Source organism: Novilysobacter erysipheiresistens, assembly GCF_036663935.1.
GTDB classification, from domain to species: Bacteria; Pseudomonadota; Gammaproteobacteria; order Xanthomonadales; family Xanthomonadaceae; genus Novilysobacter; species Novilysobacter erysipheiresistens.
This window is the reverse complement of record NZ_JAXGFP010000001.1, coordinates 515,675-538,043: the sequence shown is the minus strand read 5'-3', so window position 1 is coordinate 538,043 and position 22,369 is coordinate 515,675. Positions and strand designations below refer to the sequence as shown.

Below are 22,369 nucleotides of genomic sequence, written 5' to 3'. Positions count from 1 at the left end.
ATAGGAGCGGCTTCAGCCGCGATCGTGAGTCGGCGCGCGGCGGACGGTTTCAGATCGCGGCTGAAGCCGCTCCTACAGAAGCAGGTACGACGCTTACCAGCGCGTCGGCTTGCTCAACGGCGGCGCTTCGCGCTGGCGGTCATAGGCGCGCAGGTCGTCGCGGATCTGGCCGATGCGCTGGCGGCCGAGTATCTCGCGCTGCTCGTCGAGTACGATGCCGCCGAGCAGTTCGGCCATGCGTTCGGCGGTCGGCAGCATGGTTTCCCAGGCATCGAGCGCGGGCACCGGCGCCGGCAGGGTCAGGAAGAACGCGATCGCCGGGGTCTGCAGCGACTGGATGTCGGCCATGTCGAAGTTGCCCGGCTTCAGGATGTTGGCCACGCTGAACACCGGGCCGCGCTCGGGATGGTGCTCGACCAGCCGGTGGAACACGCCCATGTAGCCATAGACCAGGCCGGCCTTCTCGGCGGCGACCACGATGTCGGGGCCATGCAGCTTCTCCCCGGCGCGGGCGGCGAGGTAGATGGTCACGATCTTGTCGAAATCCTCGCTGACCCGGCGGCCCAATTCGCTGGTCGACGGCGCGGTTGCGGCGGGATCGAGGGTGCGGTCGAGCAGGTCCAGTTCGGCCTGGGTGGTGGACTCGCCGGCCACGACACCGTCGCCGTCCAGCTCGCTTTCCAGTTGCTCGCCCAGGGTCGGTTCGCGGCGCTCGCCGTCGGCGCGATCCTCGCGCGCGACGCGCTTGCCCTGCCCCGGCTTGCGCGGGCGGCCGAAGAACACGATCGCGGCGATCAGGATCAGTCCGGCAATCAGGATTCCGATCCGCAGCAGGGTCACGTCGGACATGCTTACTCCTTAGATTGGGAACTAGGCCGAGGAACTAGGCCGCGCCGGCCAGGCGGGTCGCCTCGGCCAGGTCGACCGAGACCAGGCGGCTGACGCCCGGCTCGCGCATGGTCACGCCCGACAACTGTTGCGCCACTTCCATGGTCGCCTTGTTGTGGGTCACGAACAGGAACTGTACCTGTTCGCTCATCTCGCTGACCATCGCCGCGAGCCGGCCCACGTTGGCTTCGTCGAGCGGCGCGTCGACCTCGTCGAGCAGGCAGAACGGCGCGGGGTTGAGCTGGAAGATCGCGAACACCAGCGCGACCGCGGTCATCGCCTTCTCGCCGCCCGACAGCAGCGAGATGTTGGACACGCGCTTGCCGGGCGGGCGCGCCATGATCGCGACGCCGGTGTCGAGCAGGTCGTCACCGGTGAGTTCGAGGTAGGCGTGCCCGCCGCCGAACAGTCGCGGGTACAGCTGCTGCACGCCGGAGTTGACCCGGTCGAAGGTGTCCTTGAAGCGGCCGCGGGTCTCGCGGTCGATCTTGCGGATCGCGTCCTCGAGCGTTTCCAAGGCGCTGGTCAGGTCGGTGTTCTGGGCGTCGAGGTACTCGGCGCGTTGCGCGGCCTCGGCATGCTCGGCGATCGCGGCGAGGTTGACCGGTTCGAGTCGTCGCAACTTGGCGTCGAGCTCGTTGACGGTGCGCTCCCAGGCCTGCGGCTGCATGTCCTCGGTCAGGGTGTTGACCACGTCATCGAGCACGAAGCCGGCCTCGACCACCGCCGCGCTGAGGGTCTCGGCCTTGAGCACCAGCGCCTGCTGGTCGAGCCGGCGCTGGCCGATCGCCTCGCGCTGCTGCAGGGCCTGCTCGTCGCGCTGCTGGCGGGTCTGCTCGAAGCGGCGCAGATCGTTGTCGATGCCGTCGAGCGCGGTGCGCGCGGCGGTGAGTTTCTGTTCGGACTGGACGCGCTGTTCGAGCGCGACCTGGCGTTGTTCTTCCAGTTGCACGACTGGCGCGTCGCCGTCGGCCAACTGCGCGGCGAACTCGCCGAGGCGGGTGTCGAGCTGGCCACGCTGGCCACCCATGCGGTCGAGCGCCTGGGTCAGCGAGGCGATCTGCGCGCGCTGCGATTCCAGCGTCAGCGCCAGCGAGTGGGCGGTGTCGCGCGACTCGCGGGCCATGGTGCGGGCCTGGTCGCGGGCCTCGGTCAGGCGCCGACGTTCGGCGTCGAGCTCCTGCCTGGTGTCTTCCAGTTCGGTCATCCGCATGACCGCTTCTTCCTGGCGGCTGCGCGCTTCGCGGCTTTGCTCGCGGGCGGTGTCGAGCGATTCCGACAGCTGCGCCAGTTCGGCTTCGATCTTCTCGATCCGCCCGCGCGCCGAGTCCAGCCGGCCCTGCTGGCTCTGCAACTGGCCGGCCAGTTCGGAGACGCTGCGGTGGGTCATGTACAGCGTGCGCTGGGCGTCCTCGCGCTGCTGCTCGGCGGCAAGCAGGCGGTCGCGCATCTGGGTCAGGCCGGATTCGAGTTCCTGCTCGCGCGCTTGCAGGGTCTCGATTTCCTCGCGCAGCGCGTTGATCTCGCGCTCGCGTAGCAGCGCGCCCTGCTTGGCCGCGCCCGAGCGCAGCACCCGCACCCAGCCGGCGCCGAGGCGCTCGCCATTGCGAGTGATGACCGATTCGCCATCGCCGAGGCTAGGCAGCAGCGCGCGCGCCGCCTGCAGGTCTTCGGCGGCATGCAGCTTCGACAGGATCCGGCGGATCGCCAGCGGCCCGCGCACCTTCGATGCCAACGAGGTCGGGGCGAAATCGACCGAGTCGTTCTGCGCCGCGACCAGCGCCAGCCGGCCGTCGCCGAGCTCGCCGATCGCATCGACCAGGGTTTCCGGCGCCTCGACCAGCACGCCCTCGATCAGCTGGCCGAGCGCGTTTTCGACCGCGTTCTCCCAGCCGTCCTCGACGACGAGCTTCTCACCCACGCGCGTCGCCGAATCCAGCCCGCGTGCCTTCAACCAGTCCAGCGCGGCGCCCTGCTCCTGCCCGAGCGCGGCGTGTTGCAGGGTCTCCAGCGATGACAACCGGCCACGTGCGGCCTGTGCCTGCTTGCGGACCTCGGCCAGTTCCGACTGCATCCCGCGCTGCTGCTCCTGCAGGCCGCCGACGTCGCTTTTGCGAGTTTCCAGCGTCTCGGTGAGGCTGTCGAGCGAGAGCTTGCGGGTCTCGTGCTGCTCCTCGATGCCGGCGAAGGCCTCGGCCAGTGCGGTCAGGTCGAGCCCGGTGCGTTCGCCAGTCAGCGTCTCGCGGCGGCGGTCGGCATCGAGCGCCTGGCGGTCGAGGTGCTCGATCCGGGTGCGTTCGACATCGGCGGCGCGGGCGGCCTCGGACTGCGCGCGGCTGTGCTCGTCCCAGCGCTGCTGCCAGCTGGCCAGCGCCGCTTCGGCGTCGCGCAGGGCGTCCTGGCGGGCCTCGTCCTCGGCCTGCAGCTGTTCCAGGCGCGGTTCGTCGTTCTCGATCGCGGTGGTCAGCACGTCCAGTCGCGACTGGTCGGAGCCGATGTGCTGGGCGATCTCGGCCAGTGCAGCCTGGGCCTCGTCGCGGGCCTTCTGCAGGCGGGTGGACATCTCGCGCTGGTGCTGGATCTGCTGCTCGATCCGGGCCAGCGCGCCGCCGACCTCGTAGCTCTCGGCCTGCGCCTTGTTGAGCGCCTCGGCGGCCTCTTCACGCTTGACCCGGCCAGTCTCGATCTCGCGTTCGGCCTCGCGCTGTTCGGCGATCAATTGCTGCAGGCGGGTTTCCTGCTGCGCGAGCTTCTCGCGCTGGGCCTGCAGCTTCTGGTCCAGCGCGCGGTGCTCCAGCGCCTTCCACTCGGCGTCCTTGATCCGGCGCTCGGCCTGGATCGCCTGGTACTGCTCGGCCTGGCGGGCCTGGCGCTTGAGGTGTTCGAGCTGCTTGCCGACCTCCTCGCGCAGGTCGCTCAGGCGGTCGAGGTTCTCGCGGGTATGGCGGATCCGGGTCTCGGTCTCCTTGCGGCGCTCCTTGTACTTGGAGATGCCGGCAGCCTCCTCCAGGTAGACGCGCAAGTCCTCGGGTCGGGCCTCGATGATCTGGCTGATCATGCCCTGCTCGATGATCGAGTAGCTGCGCGGCCCCAGGCCGGTACCGAGGAACAGGTCGGTGATGTCGCGGCGGCGGCACTTGCTGCCGTTGAGGTAGTACTGGCTGGCGCCGTCGCGGCTGACCAGGCGCTTGACCGAGATCTCGTCGAACGCGCCGTACTCGCCGGTGATGGTGTGGTCGGCGTTGTCGAAGATCAGCTCGACCGTCGCCTGCGACACCGGCTTGCGCGCCGAGGAGCCGGCGAAGATCACGTCGGTCAGCGAATCGCCGCGCAGGCGGCTGGCCGAGGACTCGCCCATCACCCAGCGCACCGCGTCGATGATGTTGGACTTGCCGCAGCCGTTCGGCCCGACCACGCCGGTCATGTTGCTCGGCAGGTGCAGGGTGGTCGGGTCGACGAAGGATTTGAAACCGGACAGCTTGATCGTGGACAGACGCATGCGTCGCGGGAGCCTCTGGCATGCCGCGGACGGCATGCGCGTTGATTCTTGAATGGATTAAGTTTGCAGTCTATCCCATTGATTTCTATGGATGAAAGACGGCGATAACACAAAGAGCCTACGCGAGTATAGCGGCCCGCGTGATGGCCAGGCGCGCGCCATGCGGTGAGGCTGCGTGGGTCACGGCAGCACCCGCTTGAACGGCCGCACCTCGGTGCGGGCATAGACGCCGGCGGCGACGTACGGATCGGCATCGGCCCAGGTGCGTGCGGCCTCCAGCGACTCGAACTCGGCCACCACCAGGCTGCCACTGAAACCCGCCGGCCCCGGGTCGGGCGCATCGATCGCCGGGCACGGACCCGCCAGCAGCAGGCGGCCGGCTTCGGCCAGCGCGGTCAGCCGCGCCAGATGTTCCGGCCTCGCGGCCAGGCGCCGGGCCAGCACGTTGTCGTCGTCGTATCCCTCAATCACGTACCACATGCGCCGGTTTCCTCGATCGATTGCCAGTAGCCCCGGTCGGGGCTCGCCGATTGTAGCGGCAGCCAAGGGTGAACCCGGCCGAACCGCCCGCTGGACAGCGGTTTCGCCAGCCCGTACCCTAGATGCCAATATCGAGGCCGGAAGCAGAGGCCCTTCGCGACAAAGGCCCACGCCATCGCGATGCCCGTGCCCCAACACGGTCTGCTGCCCACCACGGCCCGCACTCGACGAATCTCAACGCCATTCGCCGCCACGTCCCCGACGCGGCGCGCTTGCCCGGGCCGTTCGAGTGCACCGCTGCGTTGTCCGAACCGGACGCATGCCCCCGCATGCCCCTGCATGACCCGAGCTTCACTGTTTGCGTCACGGCCCGGAGGGGCCGGCCCCGCATGACCAACGATCCCGCGCCCGACGCGACCGACGACAACGTGACCGACGACAACGCGACCGATGACAGCCGGACTCCCCCGGCTGCGGCCGGTGCCGAAGCGACGGGCGCGACCCCGCCGCCGGCCCGGCCGCAGCAGGCGGAAATGCCGCTGGCGATGGTCCACGGCCAGCCGGTGCTGCAGATCCCGCAGGACCTGTACATCCCGCCGGACGCGCTGGAGGTCATCCTCGACGCGTTCGAAGGCCCGCTCGACCTGCTGCTGTACCTGATCCGCCGGCAGAACCTCGAAATCCTCGACATCCCGGTGGCCGAGATCACCCGCCAGTACGTCGACTACATCCAGGCGATGCACGAGATGCGCTTCGAGCTGGCCGCCGAATACCTGGTGATGGCCGCGATCCTCGCCGAGATCAAATCGCGCATGCTGTTGCCGCGCGCGGTCAACGAGGAAGGCGAGGAAGAGGACCCCCGCGCCGAGCTGGTGCGCCGGCTGCAGGAGTACGAGCGCTTCCAGAAGGCCGCCGAAGACATCGACGCCCTGCCCCGGCAGGATCGCGACACCAGCCCGGCGCAGGCGTTCGTGCCGGACCGGGCTTCGATCAAGCTGCCGCCCGAGGTCGACCTGCGCGAGATGCTGCTGGCCCTGCACGACGTGTTCAAGCGCGCCGAGCTGTACACCCAGCACGCGATCAAGCGCGACGCCCTCAGCGTCCGCCAGCGCATGGGCGAATTGCTGTCGCGACTGGAGGACGGCGCGTTCCACCGCTTCGAGAGCCTGTTCGAACCGCGCGAAGGCAAGCAGGGCGTGGTGGTCACCTTCCTCGGCCTGCTGACCCTGGCCAAGGAGCAGCTGATCGAGATCGTGCAGGAACAACCCAAGGACGCCAGCAGCACCGCGCTGGCACCGATCTACGTCAAGTCGCTCGCGCTCAACACCGACCCGTCGGAACTCAAGCTCAGCAGCGAGTTCGACGATGCCGCCAACGACGACGCCTGAGTCGCCAACCAAACGAACTGCATGGACCAGACCCTGATCACCCGCATCATCGAGGCCGCCCTGCTCGCGGCCAACCAGCCGCTGACGCTGGCGCAGCTCAACGGGCTGTTCCCCGAGGACGAGCCGGCACCCGCCGGCAGCGTCGGCCAGGCGCTGGAAACCCTGCAGGCCGACTGCGCCGAACGCGGCGTCGAGCTGGTCGAGCTGGCCTCCGGCTTCCGCTACCAGGTCAAGGCCGACGTCCACCGTTGGGTCGCCCGGCTGTGGACCGAGCGCCAGACCCGCTACACCCGGGCGACGCTGGAGACGCTGGCGCTGATCGCCTACCGCCAGCCGATCACCCGCGGCGAGATCGAGCAGGTCCGCGGCGTGGCGGTCAGCAGCAACATCATCCGCGCGCTGGAAGAGCGCGAGTGGATCCGCGTCGTCGGCCACCGCGACGTGCCCGGCAAGCCGGCGCTGTTCGGCACCACCAAGGTGTTCCTCGACTACTTCGGCCTGAAGCGGCTGGACGAGCTGCCGCCGCTCTCGGAATTGAAGGACATCGGCGAGTTGGAGCCGCAATTCCAGTTCGATGGCGAGAAGGACGCGCCGAAGACGATCGACGCCGGCGGTATCGGCAACGAGGGCGAAGCGGAGTTCGCCGACGCCGAAATCAATACCGACGTCGATGACCGCATCGACGCCGAAAGCGAACCGGCAAGCGACGACACCGCTGCCGATGACTACGACGACAGCGACACCCCAACCGACGCCGCGCCGAACCCAAGCGCGGACGAAGCGGACGAATCCGCCCCCCAATCCCACGAGGTCGAATCCCCGGCCGTGGACGAGCAACCCCAGGATGACGACGCCGAACTGGCCTCGTCGGAGCAATTGAAATGACTGAAGAAACACGCAACAAGTTGTCCCTCAAGCGCGGCAGCGACGCCGGCACCGGCGCCCCGCGGCTGGAGGAACGACTTCACAAGGTATTGGCGCAAGCCGGGCTCGGCTCGCGCCGCGCGCTCGAGCAGCGCATCGCCGACGGCCTGGTCAAGGTCAACGGCGAAGTCGCGCAGGTCGGCCAGAGCATCGGCAGCGGCGACAAGATCGAACTCGACGGTCGCCACTTCGTCGCCAGCGCGCTGGTCGAGCCCTCGCGCGTGCTGATGTACAACAAGCCCGAAGGCGAAGTGACCACCCGCGAGGACCCCGAGGGCCGGCCGACCATCTTCGAGGCCCTGCCCGCGCTCAAGGGTGCGCGCTGGATCGCGATCGGCCGCCTCGACATCAACACCACCGGCCTGCTGCTGCTGACCACCGACGGTGAGCTCGCCAACGCGCTGATGCACCCGTCGTTCGAGGTGGAGCGCGAATACGTCTGCCGCGTGCGCGCGCCGGAAGGCCAGGACCGCGTGCCCGACAACATCCCCGACCGCCTCAAGCGTGGCGTCGCCCTCGACGACGGCCCGGCCAAGTTCGACGACATCGAGCGCATCGGCGGCAGCGACTCGCACGACTGGTTCCGCGTGGTCGTCAAGGAAGGCCGCAACCGCGAAGTGCGGCGCCTGTGGGAGTCGCAGGGCTGCCAGGTCAGCCGACTCAAGCGGATCAGCTACGGCGACGTCTCGCTGCCGCGCGAGCTGATGCGCGGGCAATCGCAGGAACTGCCGGCCGACAAGGTCGAGAAGCTGCGCGCCGACCTCGGCCTCGAGGACGGCACGCCGTCGGCGCTGACCCTGCAGCCGGTCATCGGCCAGCGCAAGGCGAGCAAGTCGACGATCAACCTCAGCGGTCGCAGCGCCGGCCCCGGCTATGTCGGCGGCCATGTCACCACCGCCGACGAAGGCCGTGAGCTGCGTCGTTTCGACAATGTCCGCGAAGACCGCGGCGGCCGTGGCCGTGGCGGCCCGAACCGTCACGGCGGCCTGACCGTCAGCGGCGAGACCGCGGCCAAGCAGTCGCAGAAGCCGTTCAAGCAGCGCAAGGACAAGGGTCCGCGTGCCCTGCCGGACGGCAACCCGGCCGCGTTCCGTACCTGGTATGTGCCCGAGGGCGTCGAGACCGGTCCGAGCGGGCATCGCAACGCCGATGGCCGTGGCCCGAAGAAGCCGTACGGCAAGCCCGGTGGTGGACGCCCGGGCAGCGCACGACCCGGCGGTGCCCGTCCGGGCGGCGGTGCGGGCGGTGGCTACCAGGGCCGCAGCGAACGCGGCCCTGGCGGTAGCGGCGGCGCGGGCCAGGGGCAAGGACAAGGCCAGCGCACCCCCCGCCCCTATGGCCATCCCGGCAACGCGCCGAGCTTCCCGTCCGACCACGCCAATCCTGGCGGCTTCAATCCGTACGGCGACAAGCCGCGTGGCGCGCGTCCGGGCGGCAAGCCCGGCGGCCGGCCCGGCGGCAGTCCCGGCGGCCCGCGTCCGGGTGGCAGCAAGCCCGGCGGTCCGCGTCACGGCGCACCACGGGGCGGCAAGCCCGGCGGTGGCAACCGCGGCCCGCGCGGCGGCGGTTGATTCCGACTGACGTATCGGAAAGGGCGCCTTCGGGCGCCCTTTTTGTATCCGAGCGCAATGTCGCGACGAAAGCTCTCGGCGACTCCNGACGTATCGGAAAGGGCGCCTTCGGGCGCCCTTTTTGTATCCGAGCGCAATGTCGCGACGAAAGCTCTCGGCGACTCCGGGCTTTTGTAGGAGCGGCTTTAGCCGCGATCGTGGAATCGTTCGCCCGCACCGATTCCAGATCGCGGCTAAAGCCGCTCCTACAGAAGCGCCGTTTAGCGCGGCATGGCCAGGTGGCTCGCGTCTAGCGCCTTGCCTGCACCGCGCGAAGTCGTCTCGATCACGGTATCAGCCGGTAACGGCGTGCCGTCGCGCAGATGCGCCCAGGTCCGGTCCAGTGCTTCGTAGACATACGGCAGCAGCGGCACGTACTGCGCGCCGTACGCCGGCAGGCCGAGGAAGGCGTCGAAGTGCTGGGCGTTGCGCACCTGCCAATAGCGCACGTCGCGACCGGCGGCCTGCGCGGCGGCCACATACGGCGCGCTGCTGAAGGCCGGCGGGATCAGGCCGTCGTCGAGACCATGGATCACCATGATCGGCAGGTCCTCGCGCGGCAGGTCGGCGCGGATCTCGGCGATCCCGGCACGGACCCGCTCGGCATCGGCACCCTCGCCGTCCCACAACGCGCGCAGACACTGCAGCTCGCCTAGCGGCGCATTCGCGTCAGCGGCCGGCGCGATGATGCCGACACCGGCGCCCGGCGGAATGCCACCGCCATCAGCCGACCATGCCACGCGCTCGACGGCGGTCGCAGCCCGCGGCGCGCCGTCCTTGTCCTGCGCGGAGAACGAATATCCGCAAGGATGCTCGCCTTCGCCGTAACGACCGTAGGCGGACGCGTAGGTGACTGCGACCGCGCGCCACAGGTCGAAAGCGACGCTGATCGAACCTGCGCGCAAGGCTTCGTCGGTCCAGCCGTTTGCGTGCAGGGTGTCGTAGGCGGATCGCTGCTGCTCTTCGAGGGTCGAGCCCGTGACCAGCCCGCCTTCGGCCAACTTAGCGCAGTGGGCGGCGGCGGCCGGCATCGGCGGGATGCCCAGCGCCGGCAACGCGCACGGCATCAGCAGCGCGGCCTCCGTGGTGTAGTCGTACAACGGGCGCGCGCCGGCGACCTGCACGTTGGGCTCGGCGGCAACTACCGCGTCGAGCCAGCCCTCCCCGGCCGCGTCGAGTTCTGCGGCGCGCAGCACCGCGCCGCCGCCGTTGGAGACGCCGACCGCGATCACCGTGGTGTTGTCGAACGCGAATGGCGCCGCATCCGGGAATGCTTCGTCCAGCACCTGCAATGCGAACTCGGCAGCCTGCTTCACGTGCCGGCCCCAGTCGGCCTCGGGATTGTCGCGTGAGTGCGCGTGCTTGACCGCGATCCCCCTGCCGGCCGTCGGCTCCGGCACGAATGCCAGCGGCTCGTCCGCGCCTGGCGCCGCGACGGTGCCGTCGAGGCGCACGCCCAAACCGGCGTCGAGGTCGAAATAGTCGTTGCCAGCGCCCTTGTCGGTGTACGCCACCGCGCAGCCCTTTGGCAGCGCCCACGGCCCGGCGACCGCGATCGCACCAAGTACGCCGCGCGAGCCCGAGGCCGGCGCCACCACGATGCAGCGCGCCTCCTGATCGAAATTGTCAGGCACCTGCACCAGTACGCGATGCGGTTGGCTGGCGCCCGGCACCTTGGCGAACGCCTGGTACTCGCGTCCCGGAACGTCCGCGACGCTGCCGTACAACTCGCCATAGCCACCGCCCGGCGCGAGGTCGGCGATGCCGCGCCAGTTGCTCCAGACAGCGCGGCGACGTAGTTCGGCCGGCGCCGGCGCCGCGGGATCGGCAAATCCGGGTGGTGTCATTGCACGCAGGCCATCGAGGCCGAGGCCGGCAGTCAGCAAGTCGTCCTGGCCCCGATGTTCGGTGACCGCGATGGCTGAAACCAGGTTCGGGCCGGAAGTCATGTCGCGGGCTGGGTCGCTGTTGGGAGCGGAAGTCACGCAACCGGCGAGCAGGGCAACGGCACCGACCACGGACAGATTGAGCATGGGCATTTTCATGCCGCGACCTTAGCAATCCGCCGGGGCCGCGCCATCGTACCTTCGTACCACGCTGGCCGCGGCAGCGCTTGCTAGTCTGGGCGCCAGTCCGACCTGCCGCCCTTCAATGCCCGCGCTCCTGATCGCCGACGACCATCCGCTGTTCCGGGCCGCCCTGCGCGGCGCGGCGGCCGAAGCCGTGGCCGACCTGGTGGTGCACGAGGCCGAATCGCTCGACGGCGTGCTGGCGGTGCTGGAATCCGGGGCCGACATCGACCTGGTCCTGCTCGACCTGCACATGCCCGGCAATCACGGCCTCGCCGGCCTCGCCGCGATCCGCGCGCAGTACCCGGGCGTGGCAGTGGTGGTGGTGTCGGCCAACGACGACCCGCGGGTGGTACGCCGCGCGCTCGACCATGGCGCCGCCGGTTACCTGCCGAAAAGCTCCGGACTCGACGAACTGCGCGACGCGATCCGCGCGGTGCTGGCCTGCGAGCAGTGGCTGCCGCCGATCCTGCGCGCCTCCGTTGCGCGTACCCAAAGCTCCAGCAGCGATGCCGAACTTGCCGCGCGGCTGGCGAGTCTGTCGCCGCAGCAGTTCCGGGTGCTGACCTTCGTCGCCGAGGGATTGTTGAACAAGCAGATCGCCGATCGCCTGGACGTGCAGGAACGCACGGTCAAGGCGCACCTGTCGGCCATCTTCGAGCGGCTGGGAGTGCGTAACCGGACCCAGGCCGGCGTGGTGCTGCGCGAGCTGGAGTTGAGCGATCCGTCGCGGCGGATCGAGGGCTGAGGTAGCCGTCGCCGATCGATCCACAGCCACGGATCCTGTAGGAGCGGCTTTAGCCGCGATTGGGGAGTCGTTCGCCCGCACCGACTCCAGATCGCGGCTAGAGCCGCTCCTACAAAATCTTGGCGACGGGGCGGATTTCGCTGGCGGCGATCAACCGGTCGAGGACCGACTTCAGCGCCAGCGGTTTGAGCGGCTTGGCAATCAGCGAGTAGCCCGCCTCCAGCACTGCGCGGCGGACGGCGTGGGTGCCGTCGGCGCTGAGGATCAGGGTCGGCCTCGGGCCATGCCGGTCGCCGAGGTCCGCCGCCAGCGCGACGCCGGTATCGCCGTCGTCCAGGTGGTAATCGAATAGCCATAGCGATGCCGGCCGCTCCAACATCCGCCGTCGGGCGCCCTCGCGATCGACCGCGGTCGCGACCTCGCAACCCCAGCCGCGCAGCACGCCGGCCAGCGCTTCAAGCGCCTGCGGATCGTTGTCGACCAGCAACACCGGCAATCCGACGAGCCCGCGGCCGGCCTGCGCCGCTGCGCGCGACACCGGCGCCGGCGCCGGCGCGCCCACGCGCACCACGCGCACGGCGAATACCGTGCCGGGCCGGGGCGCCCCACCAAGCCGTGAGTTTTGGACGTGCTCGCCGCGTTCGCGCCGCCCGCTGCAATCGGGTGTGCTTCGCAACGTCAGCGGTGCGTGCAGCAGCTGGGCGATGCGGTCGGCGATCGACAGACCCAGTCCCAGACCCTGCCCCGGCGCGTCGTCGCCACGGCGGAACTCGTCGAAGATCGCCGCCTGCATGTCGTGCTCGATGCCCGGACCTGTGTCATGGACCTCGATGCGCAGGCCATCGCCATCGCGCCTCACCCCGAGCAGCACGCCGCCGGCCGCGGTGTAGCGCACGGCATTGGCGAGGAAGTTCTGCAGCACCCGGCGCAACAGTTGCGGGTCGCTGTGGACCCAGGCCGCGGTGCCGACGAAACGGAACGCCAGCCCGCGCGCCGCCGCGATCGCGCCGAACTCCGATGCCAGCGGTTCCAATACCTCGGCCAGCGGGAAGTCGCGCGGCTGCGGCACCAGTCCACCGCCCTCGAGCCGCGACATGTCGAGCAGGCCGGTCAGCAGGTCGCCGGTGGAATCCAGCGCGCCACCGATCTGCGCCAGCACGCCGCGCTGCGACGGGTCGTGCAACTGGCTGGACAACGCATCGGTGAACAGCTGCGCGGCATGCAGCGGCTGCATCAGATCATGACCGATCGCAGCGAGGAAGCGGCTCTTGCCGTCGTTCGCCCGCTCGGCCTCGCGGGTCGCGATCTCCAGCTCGCGGGTCCGCTCGACCACGCGTTGCTCCAGGGTCTCGTTGGCCTGCAGCAACCCGGCCTCGGCGCGGCGGAACGCGGTGACGTCGGTGTAGGTGGCGACGAAGCCACCGCCCGGCATCGGGTTGCCGCGGATCTCGACGATGCTGCCGTCCGGCATCACCCGCTCGGCCAGGTGCGGTGTACCGGCGCGCATGAACGCCAGGCGCCGCTCCAGCGCGCGTTCCAGGTCGCCGCGCGGCGGCAGTTGCTGCAGCGCCCAGCGCGACAGGTCGGCGATTGGGCGCCCGACCTGCAACAACTCCGGCGGGAAGCCGAACAGTCCGGCATAGCGCCGGTTCCAGGCCACCAGTCGCAGGTCGACGTCGACCACGCTGATGCCCTGGCTCATGTTCTGCAGCGCCGCCTCGAGCACGCGCTGGTTGAAGCGCAGGTCGGCCGAGGCCTCGCCGACGATCGCGGCCACGGTGTCGAGGTCGCCGGCCTCGCGGCGCGCCGCGTCGAGCAGGACCCGCGCCGAGGCGGAACCCAGCACCGCCGCCAGTTCGCGCTCGACACCCGCCTCGACCTGCGTCGGCACCGCGCCCGTGTCGGCGACGCCCTGCAGCAATTGCGCCACCCGCTCACGCGGCAGGAATCGCATGCCGGCATCGCGCAGGCTCTTGGCATCCAGTCCGCGATAGGTCCGCCGCGGTGCATCGCGACGCCATACTGCGGCCAGCACCGTCGCCAGCGTGCCGAGGAACAGGCTGGCGCCGACCGCACGCCCCAGCCGGCTCCAGCCGGTCAGGCCGAAAAAGCCATCCGGCGACAACCAGCCCAACCCGAACGGACCGGCATGCACCCAGGTCGGGACATCGCCATCCAACTCGAAGACCGTCGGCAACAGCAGCACCCACGCCCACGACGCGAACCCGACCACGACGCCAATGACCGCGGCGCGCGGCGGCGTCTGCGGCCGCCACACCGCGAACCCCAACGCCGGCGCCAGCGTCGCCAACGCCGAGAACGACACCGCGCCGACATCGGCCAGCGCCTCGCTGCCCGCCACCAGCCGGCTGTAGGCCCACGCCAGCAGCATGATCACCACGATTCCGGCACGCCGCAGCGCCAGCACGCTGCCGCGCAGGTCGCTGCCGTCGTTGCGTGACCACGCGCCGCGTAAAAGGCCGGGCGCGAACCAGTGGTTGCCGATCATCAGGCTCAGGGTCAGCGTGCTGACCACCACCATGCCGGTCGCCGCACTAAGCCCGCCTAGGAAGGCGAACAGCGCCAGCCCGTGCTGCCCCTGCGATAGTGGCAGCGCCAGCACGTACAGGTCCGACGGCACCGTGTCGCCGAGCAGCGCCGCCCCGGCGGTCGCCAGCGGCAGCACCGGCAGCGCAATCAGCACCAGGTACAGCGGGAACTGCCAGCGCGCGGTGCGCACGTCGCGCTCGTCACGGCACTCGACCACGCCGATGTGGAACTGATGCGGCAGGATGAACATCGCCAGCGCGCCCAGCAGCACCAACGGCATGAAGCCACCGGCCGGCGCCGACGGCTCGGGCACGGCCGCCACTTCCGGCAACGCGTCCAGCCCGGCATCCAATCCGGCATCCAATCCAAACCAGACGAACGCCCCGATCGCCAGCATCGCGGTCAGCTTGAACACCGACTCGACCGCCATCGCCAGCACCAGCCCGCGGTTGTGTTCGGTCGCGCTCGCCCGCCGGGTGCCGAACAGCATCGCGAACACTGCCATCGCCAGCGCCACGTACAGCGCGCTGTCGTGCCATGCCGGCGTCGCCACCGCGCCGCCGTCGCGGGTGGTCAGCATCGCGAAACTCATCGCCACCGCTTTCAACTGCAGCGCGATGTACGGGATCAGGCCGAGCGCGGCGACCAGCGTCACCGTCGCCGCCAGCCACGCGTCCTTCCCGAGCCGGGTGGCGATCAGGTCGGCGATCGAGGTCGCATTGGTTTCGCGCGCCAGTCGCACCAGCCTGATCATGAAGCCGACCGCGAGCGCGTACAGCAGGATCGCGCCGAGGAAGGTCGGCGGCAGCGGCCAGCCGTAGCGCGCGGCCTGGGTCACGGTGCCGTAGAACGTCCACGAGGTGCAGTGCACCGCCAGCGACAGCGCATAGACATGCCGCCAGTGCCGCGACCACAACGCTGGGCGGCGCTCGGCGTACAGCGCGACGCCGAACATCAGCCCCAGCCAGGCCAGGCTGGCGAGGGCGACGGTGGTGAAGGTCAGCATCGCGCGAGAATACCCCGCTCGCCGGGACCATCGCCGCCACGCCAAAAAACGACGACGACGGACCGAAGCCCGTCGCCGCCGCCCGACCGGGGGTCACCGGTTGTCAGAGGGCGTGCCTTCAGAAGTCGTAGCGCACGCTTATCGAATACTGACGCGGCGGCCCGTAGAAACCGGTCAGCACGCCCAGCGCGGTGTTGATGTTGTAGCCGGTGGTCCGGTACTCCTTGTCGGCCAGGTTGGTGCCTTGCAGGGTCACCGTCCACGGGCCGTCGTCGTTCCAGCTGACCCCGGCATTGACCAGCCCGTAGCCATCCTGGGTGATCGGCATCGCACCGGTGCGGATGATTTCGGTGGTTGCGACCACGTCGCTCTGGTAGCTGTAACCGACCCGCGCCGACAGGTCGCCACCGACCGCCAGGGGAGTGCGGTATTCGAGGTTCAGCGCGCCGGAGAACTCAGGCGCGTTGGTGAACTCCTGCTCATCGGCGATGTTTTCACCGAGATACACGAATTCGTCGTACTTCGCGTCGAGCCATGCCAGGTTGCCCGACAGCAACCAGTGGCGGTTCGGCAGCCACTGGTACTCGACCTCCACGCCGTTGACGGTGCCAGAACCGGCGTTGGTGAAGTCGCCGAAGAACGACTCCTCGGTGCCGTCGCCATCGCCGTCGTAGGCGGTAAACACCGACAGCTGGATGTCCTCGTACTTGTTGTGGAACGCCGCCACGTTGAGGAACAGGGTCTGGTCGAGGAAGCCCATCTTGCTGCCGATCTCGAAGCTGTCGACCTGCTCGTCGTCGAACGGCTCGGCCGAGCGCGGGACCGCGGTGGCCTGCGCGCGGATGTTGAAGCCGCCGGACTTGAAGCCCCGCGAAGCCAGGCCATACAGCATGATGTCCGGGGTCACCTGGTAGTCCAGCGAAACCTTCGGCGAGGTGTTCTTGAAGTTGATGGTCTTGTCGAAATCGGCCACCGTCGCGGTCGGCACGCTGTAGGTGTCGTCGGTGTAGCCGCGGTTGAGGACGACCGCGTTCTTGTCCTCGTCGGTGTAGCGCGCGCCGACGTTGAGGGCCAACTGGTCGGTCAGGTCGAACGTCCAGTCTGCGTACAGCGCGACGCTCTCGGTATAGACCGTGCCTTGGGTATCGCCGAACAGCAGGTTGAAGAAGTTGTTGAGCACCTGCCCACCGGCCTCGCCGTCGAAGGCATACAGCCCGACCACGCCGCGGGCGCGGCCGCCGGCATCGTAGTTGGCCTGCAGCTCGTGGCTGACCTGTTCGTCGGAGTAGAACGCCTTCACGTCGGCGATCTTGGCCGGCAGCAGGTCGAAGTCGATGTTGGTCTCGGTATCGGACTCGCGCTTGGCCAGCACGTACTTGAAGAACCAGTCGTCGCTGGCGCGCCAGTTGACCGTCGCCGAGGCGCCGCCGATGGTGGTGTCGTTGATGTTGGGCATGCCGTTGCGGACGTCGTAACGGCTGTCGAGCGGTGGCATCGTCGGCACGAACCGGTTGGGCGCGAGCATCTTCGCGCCGCGCACGCCGGACTGGTCGTCCATCCAGTCGAACGCCAACTGGATGTCGAGGTCCTCGCTGACATAGGCGCCGAGGTTGGCGCGCAACGCGAGGATCTCCTTGTCGCTGACCTCCTGGCCGGTGATGACGTTCTCGCCGAAGCCGTCGCGGTTGAGGCTGGCCACCGCGAGTCGCGCACGCAGGGCCTCGCTGCCACCCAGCGGACCGCCGACGGCGGCCTTGACGTCGAGCTGGTTGTAGTTGCCCACGGTGACTTCGGTGAAGCCCTCGAAATCCTTCGGCAGGCCGCGCGAGATGTACTTGATCGCGCCGCCGATGGTGTTCTTGCCGTACAGCGTGCCCTGCGGACCGCGCAGCACCTCGATGCGCTGGACGTCGAACACGTCGAGCAGCGCACCCTGCGGCCGGGCGATGTAGACGTCGTCCATGTAGATGCCGACGCCGGGGTCGACGCCCCACAACGGATCGGACTGGCCGACGCCGCGGATGTACGCCGTGATGGTGCTGCTGGAGCCGCGCGCGGCGTAGATGGTCAGGTTCGGCACCTGCGCGTCGAGGCCTCCCAGGTCTTCGATCGCGAGCCGGTCCAGCGCGTCGGCGGTGAACGCGGTGACCGCGACCGGCACGTCCTGCAGGGTCTCCTCGCGTTTGCGTGCGGTCACCGTGACCGCGCCGAGGGTGACCGCCTCGCTGCGAGACTCGGCCTGCGCCGCCGGCTCCTCGGGCGGCACGGCGTCCTGCGCCCACGCCGTGGGCGCGAGCAGCGCACAGCCGATGGCGACGGCCAGGCCGCTGCGATTCAAGGTGCTCCGACTCATGGTGTTGCGACCCATTACGACCTCTCCCCAAGATGCGAAACCGGTACGTACCGGAAATGGAAACCACCGACGGACGATCCGCCATGCCGGCAAGACTAGGCGGCGCCATCGCGGCCGACAGCTGTACCTTCGGACAATGCCCGCGTGGCCGCCGGGCGCCGACACTGCGACACCACTGAGGTCGGCTGGGGGTGTGCGGGCGTATGGATTTCCTGATCGTGCTGGGCGCGCTGGCGTTCCTGATGTTCGTGGCCTACCGCGGTTACAGCGTGATCCTGTTCGCGCCGGTGGCGGCGCTCGGCGCGGTGCTGCTGACCGACCCGTCGCTGGTCGCGCCGATGTTCACCGGCCTGTTCATGGACAAGATGGTCGGGTTCCTCAAGCTGTACTTCCCGGTGTTCCTGCTCGGTGCGATCTTCGGCAAGGTGATCGAGCTGTCGGGCTTCTCCAAGGCAATCGTCGCCGCCACGATCAAGTTGTTCGGCGCCAGCCGCGCGATCCTGTCGATCGTGATGGTCTGCGCGGTGCTGACCTATGGCGGGGTGTCGCTGTTCGTCGTGGTGTTCGCGGTGTATCCGTTCGCCGCCGAGCTGTTCCGCCAGAGCGACATCCCCAAGCGGCTGATCCCGGGCACCATCGCGCTGGGTGCGTTCACCTTCACCATGGATGCCCTGCCCGGCACGCCGCAGATCCAGAACATCATCCCGACCACGTTCTTCGGCACCAATACCTGGGCCGCGCCGTGGCTGGGCACCATCGGCGGCGTGTTCATCCTTGCCGTGGGACTGGCCTACCTCGACTGGCGCCGGCGCGTCGCGCTCAAGGCCGGCGAGGGCTATGCGGGGGACGCCGCCCTGGTCAACGAACCGGTTGCCTTCACCGGCGGCCGGCTCGCCAACCCACTCATCGCGATCCTGCCGCTGGTGCTGGTCGGCGTCGCCAACAAGCTGTTCACGATGTGGATCCCGCGGTTCTACGGCGAATCGCACTCGTTCGACCCGGCGGTGATCGGCGATGCGGCGCCGATCGTGCAGCAGGTTTCGTCGATCACCGCGATCTGGGCGGTCGAGGGCGCGCTGCTGGTCGGAATTCTCAGCGTCATCGCGTTCGCCTGGAAGCCGGTGATGACCAGCTTCGCCAATGGCACCCGCGACGCCATCGGCGGCGCCCTGCTGGCGGGCATGAACACCGCCTCCGAGTATGGCTTCGGCGCGGTGATCGCCGCCCTGCCCGGCTTCCTGGTCGTCGCCAACGCGCTCGGCACGATCGATGATCCGCTGGTCAACGAGGCCATCACCGTCACCGCGCTGGCCGGCATCACCGGCTCGGCGTCCGGCGGAATGGGCATCGCGCTGGCGGCGATGGCCGACACCTTCATCGCCAACGCCAACGCCGCCGGCATCCCGATGGAAGTGCTGCACCGCGTCGCCGCGATGGCGTCCGGCGGCATGGACACCCTGCCGCACAACGGCGCGGTCATCACCCTGCTGGCGGTGACGGGCCTGACCCACCGGCAGGCCTACAAGGACATTTTCGCGATCACGGTGATCAAGACGCTGGCGGTGATGGTGATCATCGGGGTGTTCTACGCGACCGGGATCGTGTGACCGGCGGTCGCGCTGGTCAGAGCATGACCTGCCAGTAGCCCACGTCGACCCAGCGGCCGAGCTTGAAGCCGACCTCTTCGAACTGCCCGACCTTGCGGAAGCCGAGCTTCTCGTGCAGCGCGATGCTGGCCGGGTTGGGCAATGCGATGCCGCCGATCGCGACGTGCATGCCGGCCTCGCGCAACATCGCGAGCAGCCGCTCGTAGAGTTGCCGGCCCAAGCCGCGGCCATGCGCCGTTGCATCGAGGTATACCGTGGTTTCCACCGCGAAGCGATATGCGCAGCGGCCCTTCCACTTGCTGGCATAGGCGTGGCCGAGCACCACGCCGGCCTCGTCTTCCGCCACCAGCCACGGCAAGCCGGCGCTCCGGACTTCGGCGATGCGCGAGGCCATCTCCGCTTCTGATACCGCCGCCTCCTCGAAGGTCACCGTGGTATCGCGAATGTAGTGGTTGTAGATCCCAGCCAAGGCGGCGGCGTCGGCCGGCGTTGCATCGCGAATCATGGGTTGCTCCTGATATTGGCGGCGTCGCGGGAAGGGGTCCGGACGCGGGCTCCGGCTTCATACCACTGCTTGCTGCGGTTGACGATCCGCACCACCGACAACATCACCGGCACCTCGATCAGCACCCCGACCACGGTCGCCAGCGCGGCGCCGGAGTGCACGCCGAACAGGCTGACCGCCGCGGCGACGGCCAGTTCGAAGAAGTTGCTGGCGCCGATCAACGCCGACGGCCCGGCCACGCAATGGGCGACGCCGAACCGGCGGTTGAGCAGGTAGGCCAGTCCTGAATTGAAATAGACCTGGATCAGGATCGGCACCGCCAACAGCGCGATCACCAGCGGCTGCTCGATGATCTGCCGGCCCTGGAAGCCGAACAGCAGCACCAGCGTCAGCAGCAGCGCCCCCAGCGACGACGGCCCCAGCCGCGCCAGCCAGTGCTCCAGCAGCGCCGGCCCGCCGCGCGCGACGATCAGCTTGCGCGCGACCACCGCGATGACCACCGGCACCACGATGTACAGCCCGACCGACAGCGCGAGCGTGTCCCACGGCACGGTGATCGCCGAGATCCCGAGCAGCAACGCCACCAGCGGCGCAAACGCGAACACCATGATCGCGTCGTTGATCGCCACCTGGCTGAGGGTGAAGTTCGGCTCGCCGTCGCACAGGTTGCTCCACACGAACACCATCGCCGTGCACGGCGCCGCCGCCAGCAAAATCAGCCCGGCGATGTAGGAGTCCACCTGCCCGGCCGGCAGCCACGGCGCGAACACATGGCGCAGGAAGAACCACGCCAGCAGCGCCATCGAGAATGGTTTGACCGCCCAGTTGATGAAGAGCGTCACGCCGATGCCCTTCCAGTGCCGCCCGACCTTCCCCATCGCGGCGAAGTCGATCTTCAGCAGCATCGGGATGATCATCAGCCAGATCAGCACCGCGACCGGCAGGTTGACCTTGGCCACCTCCATCGCGCCCAGCGCGGCGAAGCTGCCGGGCAGGAAGTGGCCGAGCGCGGTGCCGACCACTATGCACAGCGCCACCCACAACGTCAGGTGGCGCTCGAAGAAGCCGATGCCGGGGCGCGACGGCGCCGCGGATGCGCAGGCGACCGCCTCAGACATGCTCGCCATCCTCCGATTCGATGAAGCCGATCCGGTCCAGTGCCTGCTTCAGCGCCTCGCGGTCGTTCCACTTGTCCGGCGCGAGGGTCAGGAATGCCATCAGGCGCTTGCGAATCAGCGCATGCGCCTCGGCGAACGCTACACGCTTGTCCTCGTCGCTGCCTTCCACCGCCGCCGGGTCCGGCAGGCCCCAATGGGTGCGCACGAAGTCGCCGAAGAACACCGGGCAAGTCTCCGCCGCGGCGCTGTCGCAGACCGTCACCACCACGTCGATTGGTGGCGCATCGTCCCCGGAGAACTCGTCCCAGGACTTGCTGCGCAGGCCGGAGGTCTGGATGCCTTCGGCCGCCAGTTGCTCCAGCGCGAACGGGTTGATCCTGCCGGTCGGCTGGCTGCCCGCGCTGAAGGCCTCGAAGCGGCCGCCGCCCCAGGCGCGCAAGGTCGCCTCGGCCAGCACGCTGCGGGCGGAATTGCCGGTACACAGAAACAGCACTCGATGGGTCATGGGGGACTTTCCCTTGGAAGACATGGCGGATGGCGCGCAGTCGGCCGCAGCCGAACCGGCGCAGCAGTTGTGGGTCAGGAAACCGATCAGCCCATTCATCGCCCCGAAGTCGGCGCGGTAGCAAACATGCCGCCCCTGCGGCTCGCCATGCACCAGCCCCGCCGCCGCCAGCTCCTTGAGATGGAACGACAGCGTCGGCGCAGGCACCGACAGTGCCTCGGCGATATCGCCGGCCATGCTTCCGGCCGGCCCGGCCTCGACCAGCAGGCGGAACGCCGACAGCCGGGTGTTGTTGCCCAATGCGGTCAGGGCGCGGATTGCATCAATCATTTCCATTCTTATAGAATAATAAAATAAAATGACGATGAGCAAGCCCCCCATGACTTTCGACGACCTCCCCAACGTCACCGCCGATGCGATCGATCTGCCCGACCTGGACAAGCTCGGCCTGCCCGCCGAGGCCGACCACGCCCCGCGCATCCTGATCCTGTACGGCTCGCTGCGGCCGCAGTCCTACAGCCACAAACTGGCGCTGGAAGCCGAGCGCGTCCTGCGCCGCTTCGGGGCCGAGACCCGCGTGTTCGACCCGCACGAGCTGCCGCTGCTCGACAGCGTCGACAAGCACCACCCCAAGGTCCGCGAACTACGCGAACTCTCGCAATGGTCCGAGGGCCAGGTCTGGGTCAGCCCCGAGCGCCACGGCGCGGTCACTGGCGTGTTCAAGAACCAGATCGACTGGCTGCCGCTGGAAGACGGCAGCGTGCGCCCGACCCAGGGCCGCACCCTCGCGGTGATGCAGGTTTGCGGCGGCTCGCAGTCGTTCAACGTGGTCAACAGCCTGCGCCTGCTCGGGCGCTGGATGCGGATGGTGACGATCCCCAACCAGTCGTCGGTGGCCAAGGCCTGGCAGGAGTTCGATGACGACGGCCGGATGAAGCCCTCGCCGTACTACGACCGCGTGGTCGACGTGATGGAGGAACTGGTCAAGTTCACCCTGCTGGTGCGCGGCCGCAGCGACTATCTGGTCGATCGCTACAGCGAGCGCAAGGGCGACGTGGCCGCGCGCGAGCTGGCCAGGCAGGCGGCGGTGACCGCCGCATAGTCGCCGAGAGCCGGGGT

The 22,369-nt window shown here is 69.0% G+C and carries 14 protein-coding genes and 2 pseudogenes; 6 read left to right on the top strand and 10 right to left on the bottom strand.

Features of this window, described 5'->3' with window-relative positions; all coding sequences use genetic code 11:
- Nucleotides 1–93: 93 nt before the first annotated feature.
- The 3 genes from zipA to SNE34_RS02675 all read right to left on the bottom strand — a co-directional run bounded on the left by zipA (nt 94) and on the right by SNE34_RS02675 (nt 4,867).
- Nucleotides 94–849 (bottom strand): cell division protein ZipA, encoded by a 756-nt coding sequence (gene zipA / locus SNE34_RS02685; RefSeq protein WP_332614435.1) that lies wholly within the window; start codon nt 847–849, stop codon nt 94–96.
- A gap of 34 nt (nt 850–883) precedes the next feature.
- Nucleotides 884–4,387: a chromosome segregation protein SMC gene (gene smc, locus SNE34_RS02680; RefSeq protein ID WP_332614433.1), complete on the bottom strand. Its 3,504-nt coding sequence runs from the start codon at nt 4,385–4,387 to the stop codon at nt 884–886.
- A gap of 180 nt (nt 4,388–4,567) precedes the next feature.
- On the bottom strand, nt 4,568–4,867 hold the full coding sequence (locus tag SNE34_RS02675; protein WP_332614431.1) for a YciI family protein: 300 nt from the start codon (nt 4,865–4,867) through the stop codon (nt 4,568–4,570).
- 533 nt (nt 4,868–5,400) lie between these two features.
- Between SNE34_RS02675 and SNE34_RS02670 the strand changes: the two genes are divergently transcribed.
- The 3 genes and pseudogenes from SNE34_RS02670 (at nt 5,401) to SNE34_RS02660 (ending at nt 8,750) form a co-directional block, all read left to right on the top strand.
- On the top strand, nt 5,401–6,255 hold the full coding sequence (locus tag SNE34_RS02670) for a segregation and condensation protein A (protein WP_425604440.1): 855 nt from the start codon (nt 5,401–5,403) through the stop codon (nt 6,253–6,255).
- A gap of 21 nt (nt 6,256–6,276) precedes the next feature.
- A pseudogene (gene scpB / locus SNE34_RS02665) lies at nt 6,277–6,822 on the top strand (SMC-Scp complex subunit ScpB); the annotation flags it as partial.
- A 314-nt stretch (nt 6,823–7,136) separates the two neighbouring features.
- Nucleotides 7,137–8,750, top strand: coding sequence for a pseudouridine synthase (locus SNE34_RS02660; RefSeq protein WP_332614427.1), 1,614 nt, complete (start codon nt 7,137–7,139; stop codon nt 8,748–8,750).
- A gap of 260 nt (nt 8,751–9,010) precedes the next feature.
- Here the strand turns inward: SNE34_RS02660 and SNE34_RS02655 are convergent, their stop codons facing one another.
- Nucleotides 9,011–10,822 carry a 3-hydroxybutyrate oligomer hydrolase family protein gene (locus SNE34_RS02655; RefSeq protein ID WP_332614425.1) on the bottom strand — a complete coding sequence of 604 codons (1,812 nt, stop codon included), beginning with the start codon at nt 10,820–10,822 and terminating at the stop codon, nt 9,011–9,013.
- Between the two features lie 118 nt (nt 10,823–10,940).
- Here SNE34_RS02655 and SNE34_RS02650 point away from each other — a divergent pair, with 118 nt between their 5' ends.
- Nucleotides 10,941–11,606 (top strand): response regulator transcription factor, encoded by a 666-nt coding sequence (locus tag SNE34_RS02650; RefSeq protein ID WP_332614422.1) that lies wholly within the window; start codon nt 10,941–10,943, stop codon nt 11,604–11,606.
- 109 nt (nt 11,607–11,715) lie between these two features.
- Here the strand turns inward: SNE34_RS02650 and SNE34_RS02645 are convergent, their stop codons facing one another.
- Together SNE34_RS02645 and SNE34_RS02640 are read right to left on the bottom strand one after the other, a co-directional pair.
- Entirely contained in the window at nt 11,716–15,162 is a 3,447-nt protein-coding gene (locus SNE34_RS02645; protein ID WP_332614420.1) for a hybrid sensor histidine kinase/response regulator, read from the bottom strand.
- A gap of 118 nt (nt 15,163–15,280) precedes the next feature.
- A complete protein-coding gene (locus SNE34_RS02640; RefSeq protein ID WP_332614418.1) occupies nt 15,281–17,530 on the bottom strand; it encodes a TonB-dependent receptor in 2,250 nt (749 codons plus the stop codon).
- A gap of 188 nt (nt 17,531–17,718) precedes the next feature.
- Here SNE34_RS02640 and SNE34_RS02635 point away from each other — a divergent pair, with 188 nt between their 5' ends.
- Complete coding sequence (locus tag SNE34_RS02635) at nt 17,719–19,122, top strand: GntP family permease (RefSeq protein WP_332614416.1); 1,404 nt, start codon at nt 17,719–17,721, stop codon at nt 19,120–19,122.
- 16 nt (nt 19,123–19,138) lie between these two features.
- Here the strand turns inward: SNE34_RS02635 and SNE34_RS02630 are convergent, their stop codons facing one another.
- The 4 genes and pseudogenes from SNE34_RS02630 to SNE34_RS02615 form a co-directional block, all read right to left on the bottom strand.
- Nucleotides 19,139–19,627 carry an arsinothricin resistance N-acetyltransferase ArsN1 family B gene (locus SNE34_RS02630; RefSeq protein ID WP_332614414.1) on the bottom strand — a complete coding sequence of 163 codons (489 nt, stop codon included), beginning with the start codon at nt 19,625–19,627 and terminating at the stop codon, nt 19,139–19,141.
- On the bottom strand, nt 19,624–20,754 hold the full coding sequence (arsB, locus tag SNE34_RS02625) for an ACR3 family arsenite efflux transporter (protein ID WP_425604430.1): 1,131 nt from the start codon (nt 20,752–20,754) through the stop codon (nt 19,624–19,626). The genes SNE34_RS02630 and arsB overlap by 4 nt, the downstream gene beginning before the upstream one ends.
- Nucleotides 20,738–21,250, bottom strand: a complete 513-nt coding sequence (locus tag SNE34_RS02620; RefSeq protein WP_332614629.1) for an arsenate reductase ArsC — start codon at nt 21,248–21,250, stop codon at nt 20,738–20,740. The genes arsB and SNE34_RS02620 overlap by 17 nt, the downstream gene beginning before the upstream one ends.
- A gap of 27 nt (nt 21,251–21,277) precedes the next feature.
- Nucleotides 21,278–21,586: pseudogene (locus tag SNE34_RS02615) on the bottom strand (ArsR/SmtB family transcription factor); the annotation flags it as partial.
- 43 nt (nt 21,587–21,629) lie between these two features.
- Between SNE34_RS02615 and arsH the strand changes: the two are divergent.
- On the top strand, nt 21,630–22,352 hold the full coding sequence (arsH, locus tag SNE34_RS02610; RefSeq protein ID WP_332614627.1) for an arsenical resistance protein ArsH: 723 nt from the start codon (nt 21,630–21,632) through the stop codon (nt 22,350–22,352).
- Nucleotides 22,353–22,369: the final 17 nt, after the last annotated feature.

Excerpts from the sequence above, each read along its gene's own strand:
- zipA (WP_332614435.1), bottom strand. The coding sequence starts at position 849 with ATGTCCGACGTGACCCTGCTGCGGATCGGAATCCTGATTGCCGGACTG.
- smc (WP_332614433.1), bottom strand. The coding sequence starts at position 4,387 with ATGCGTCTGTCCACGATCAAGCTGTCCGGTTTCAAATCCTTCGTCGAC.
- SNE34_RS02675 (WP_332614431.1), bottom strand. The coding sequence starts at position 4,867 with ATGTGGTACGTGATTGAGGGATACGACGACGACAACGTGCTGGCCCGG.
- SNE34_RS02670 (WP_425604440.1), top strand. The coding sequence starts at position 5,401 with ATGCCGCTGGCGATGGTCCACGGCCAGCCGGTGCTGCAGATCCCGCAG.
- SNE34_RS02660 (WP_332614427.1), top strand. The coding sequence starts at position 7,137 with ATGACTGAAGAAACACGCAACAAGTTGTCCCTCAAGCGCGGCAGCGAC.
- SNE34_RS02655 (WP_332614425.1), bottom strand. The coding sequence starts at position 10,822 with ATGCTCAATCTGTCCGTGGTCGGTGCCGTTGCCCTGCTCGCCGGTTGC.
- SNE34_RS02650 (WP_332614422.1), top strand. The coding sequence starts at position 10,941 with ATGCCCGCGCTCCTGATCGCCGACGACCATCCGCTGTTCCGGGCCGCC.
- SNE34_RS02645 (WP_332614420.1), bottom strand. The coding sequence starts at position 15,162 with ATGCTGACCTTCACCACCGTCGCCCTCGCCAGCCTGGCCTGGCTGGGG.
- SNE34_RS02640 (WP_332614418.1), bottom strand. The coding sequence starts at position 17,530 with ATGGGTCGCAACACCATGAGTCGGAGCACCTTGAATCGCAGCGGCCTG.
- SNE34_RS02635 (WP_332614416.1), top strand. The coding sequence starts at position 17,719 with ATGGATTTCCTGATCGTGCTGGGCGCGCTGGCGTTCCTGATGTTCGTG.
- SNE34_RS02630 (WP_332614414.1), bottom strand. The coding sequence starts at position 19,627 with ATGATTCGCGATGCAACGCCGGCCGACGCCGCCGCCTTGGCTGGGATC.
- arsB (WP_425604430.1), bottom strand. The coding sequence starts at position 20,754 with ATGGCGAGCATGTCTGAGGCGGTCGCCTGCGCATCCGCGGCGCCGTCG.
- SNE34_RS02620 (WP_332614629.1), bottom strand. The coding sequence starts at position 21,250 with ATGACCCATCGAGTGCTGTTTCTGTGTACCGGCAATTCCGCCCGCAGC.
- arsH (WP_332614627.1), top strand. The coding sequence starts at position 21,630 with ATGACTTTCGACGACCTCCCCAACGTCACCGCCGATGCGATCGATCTG.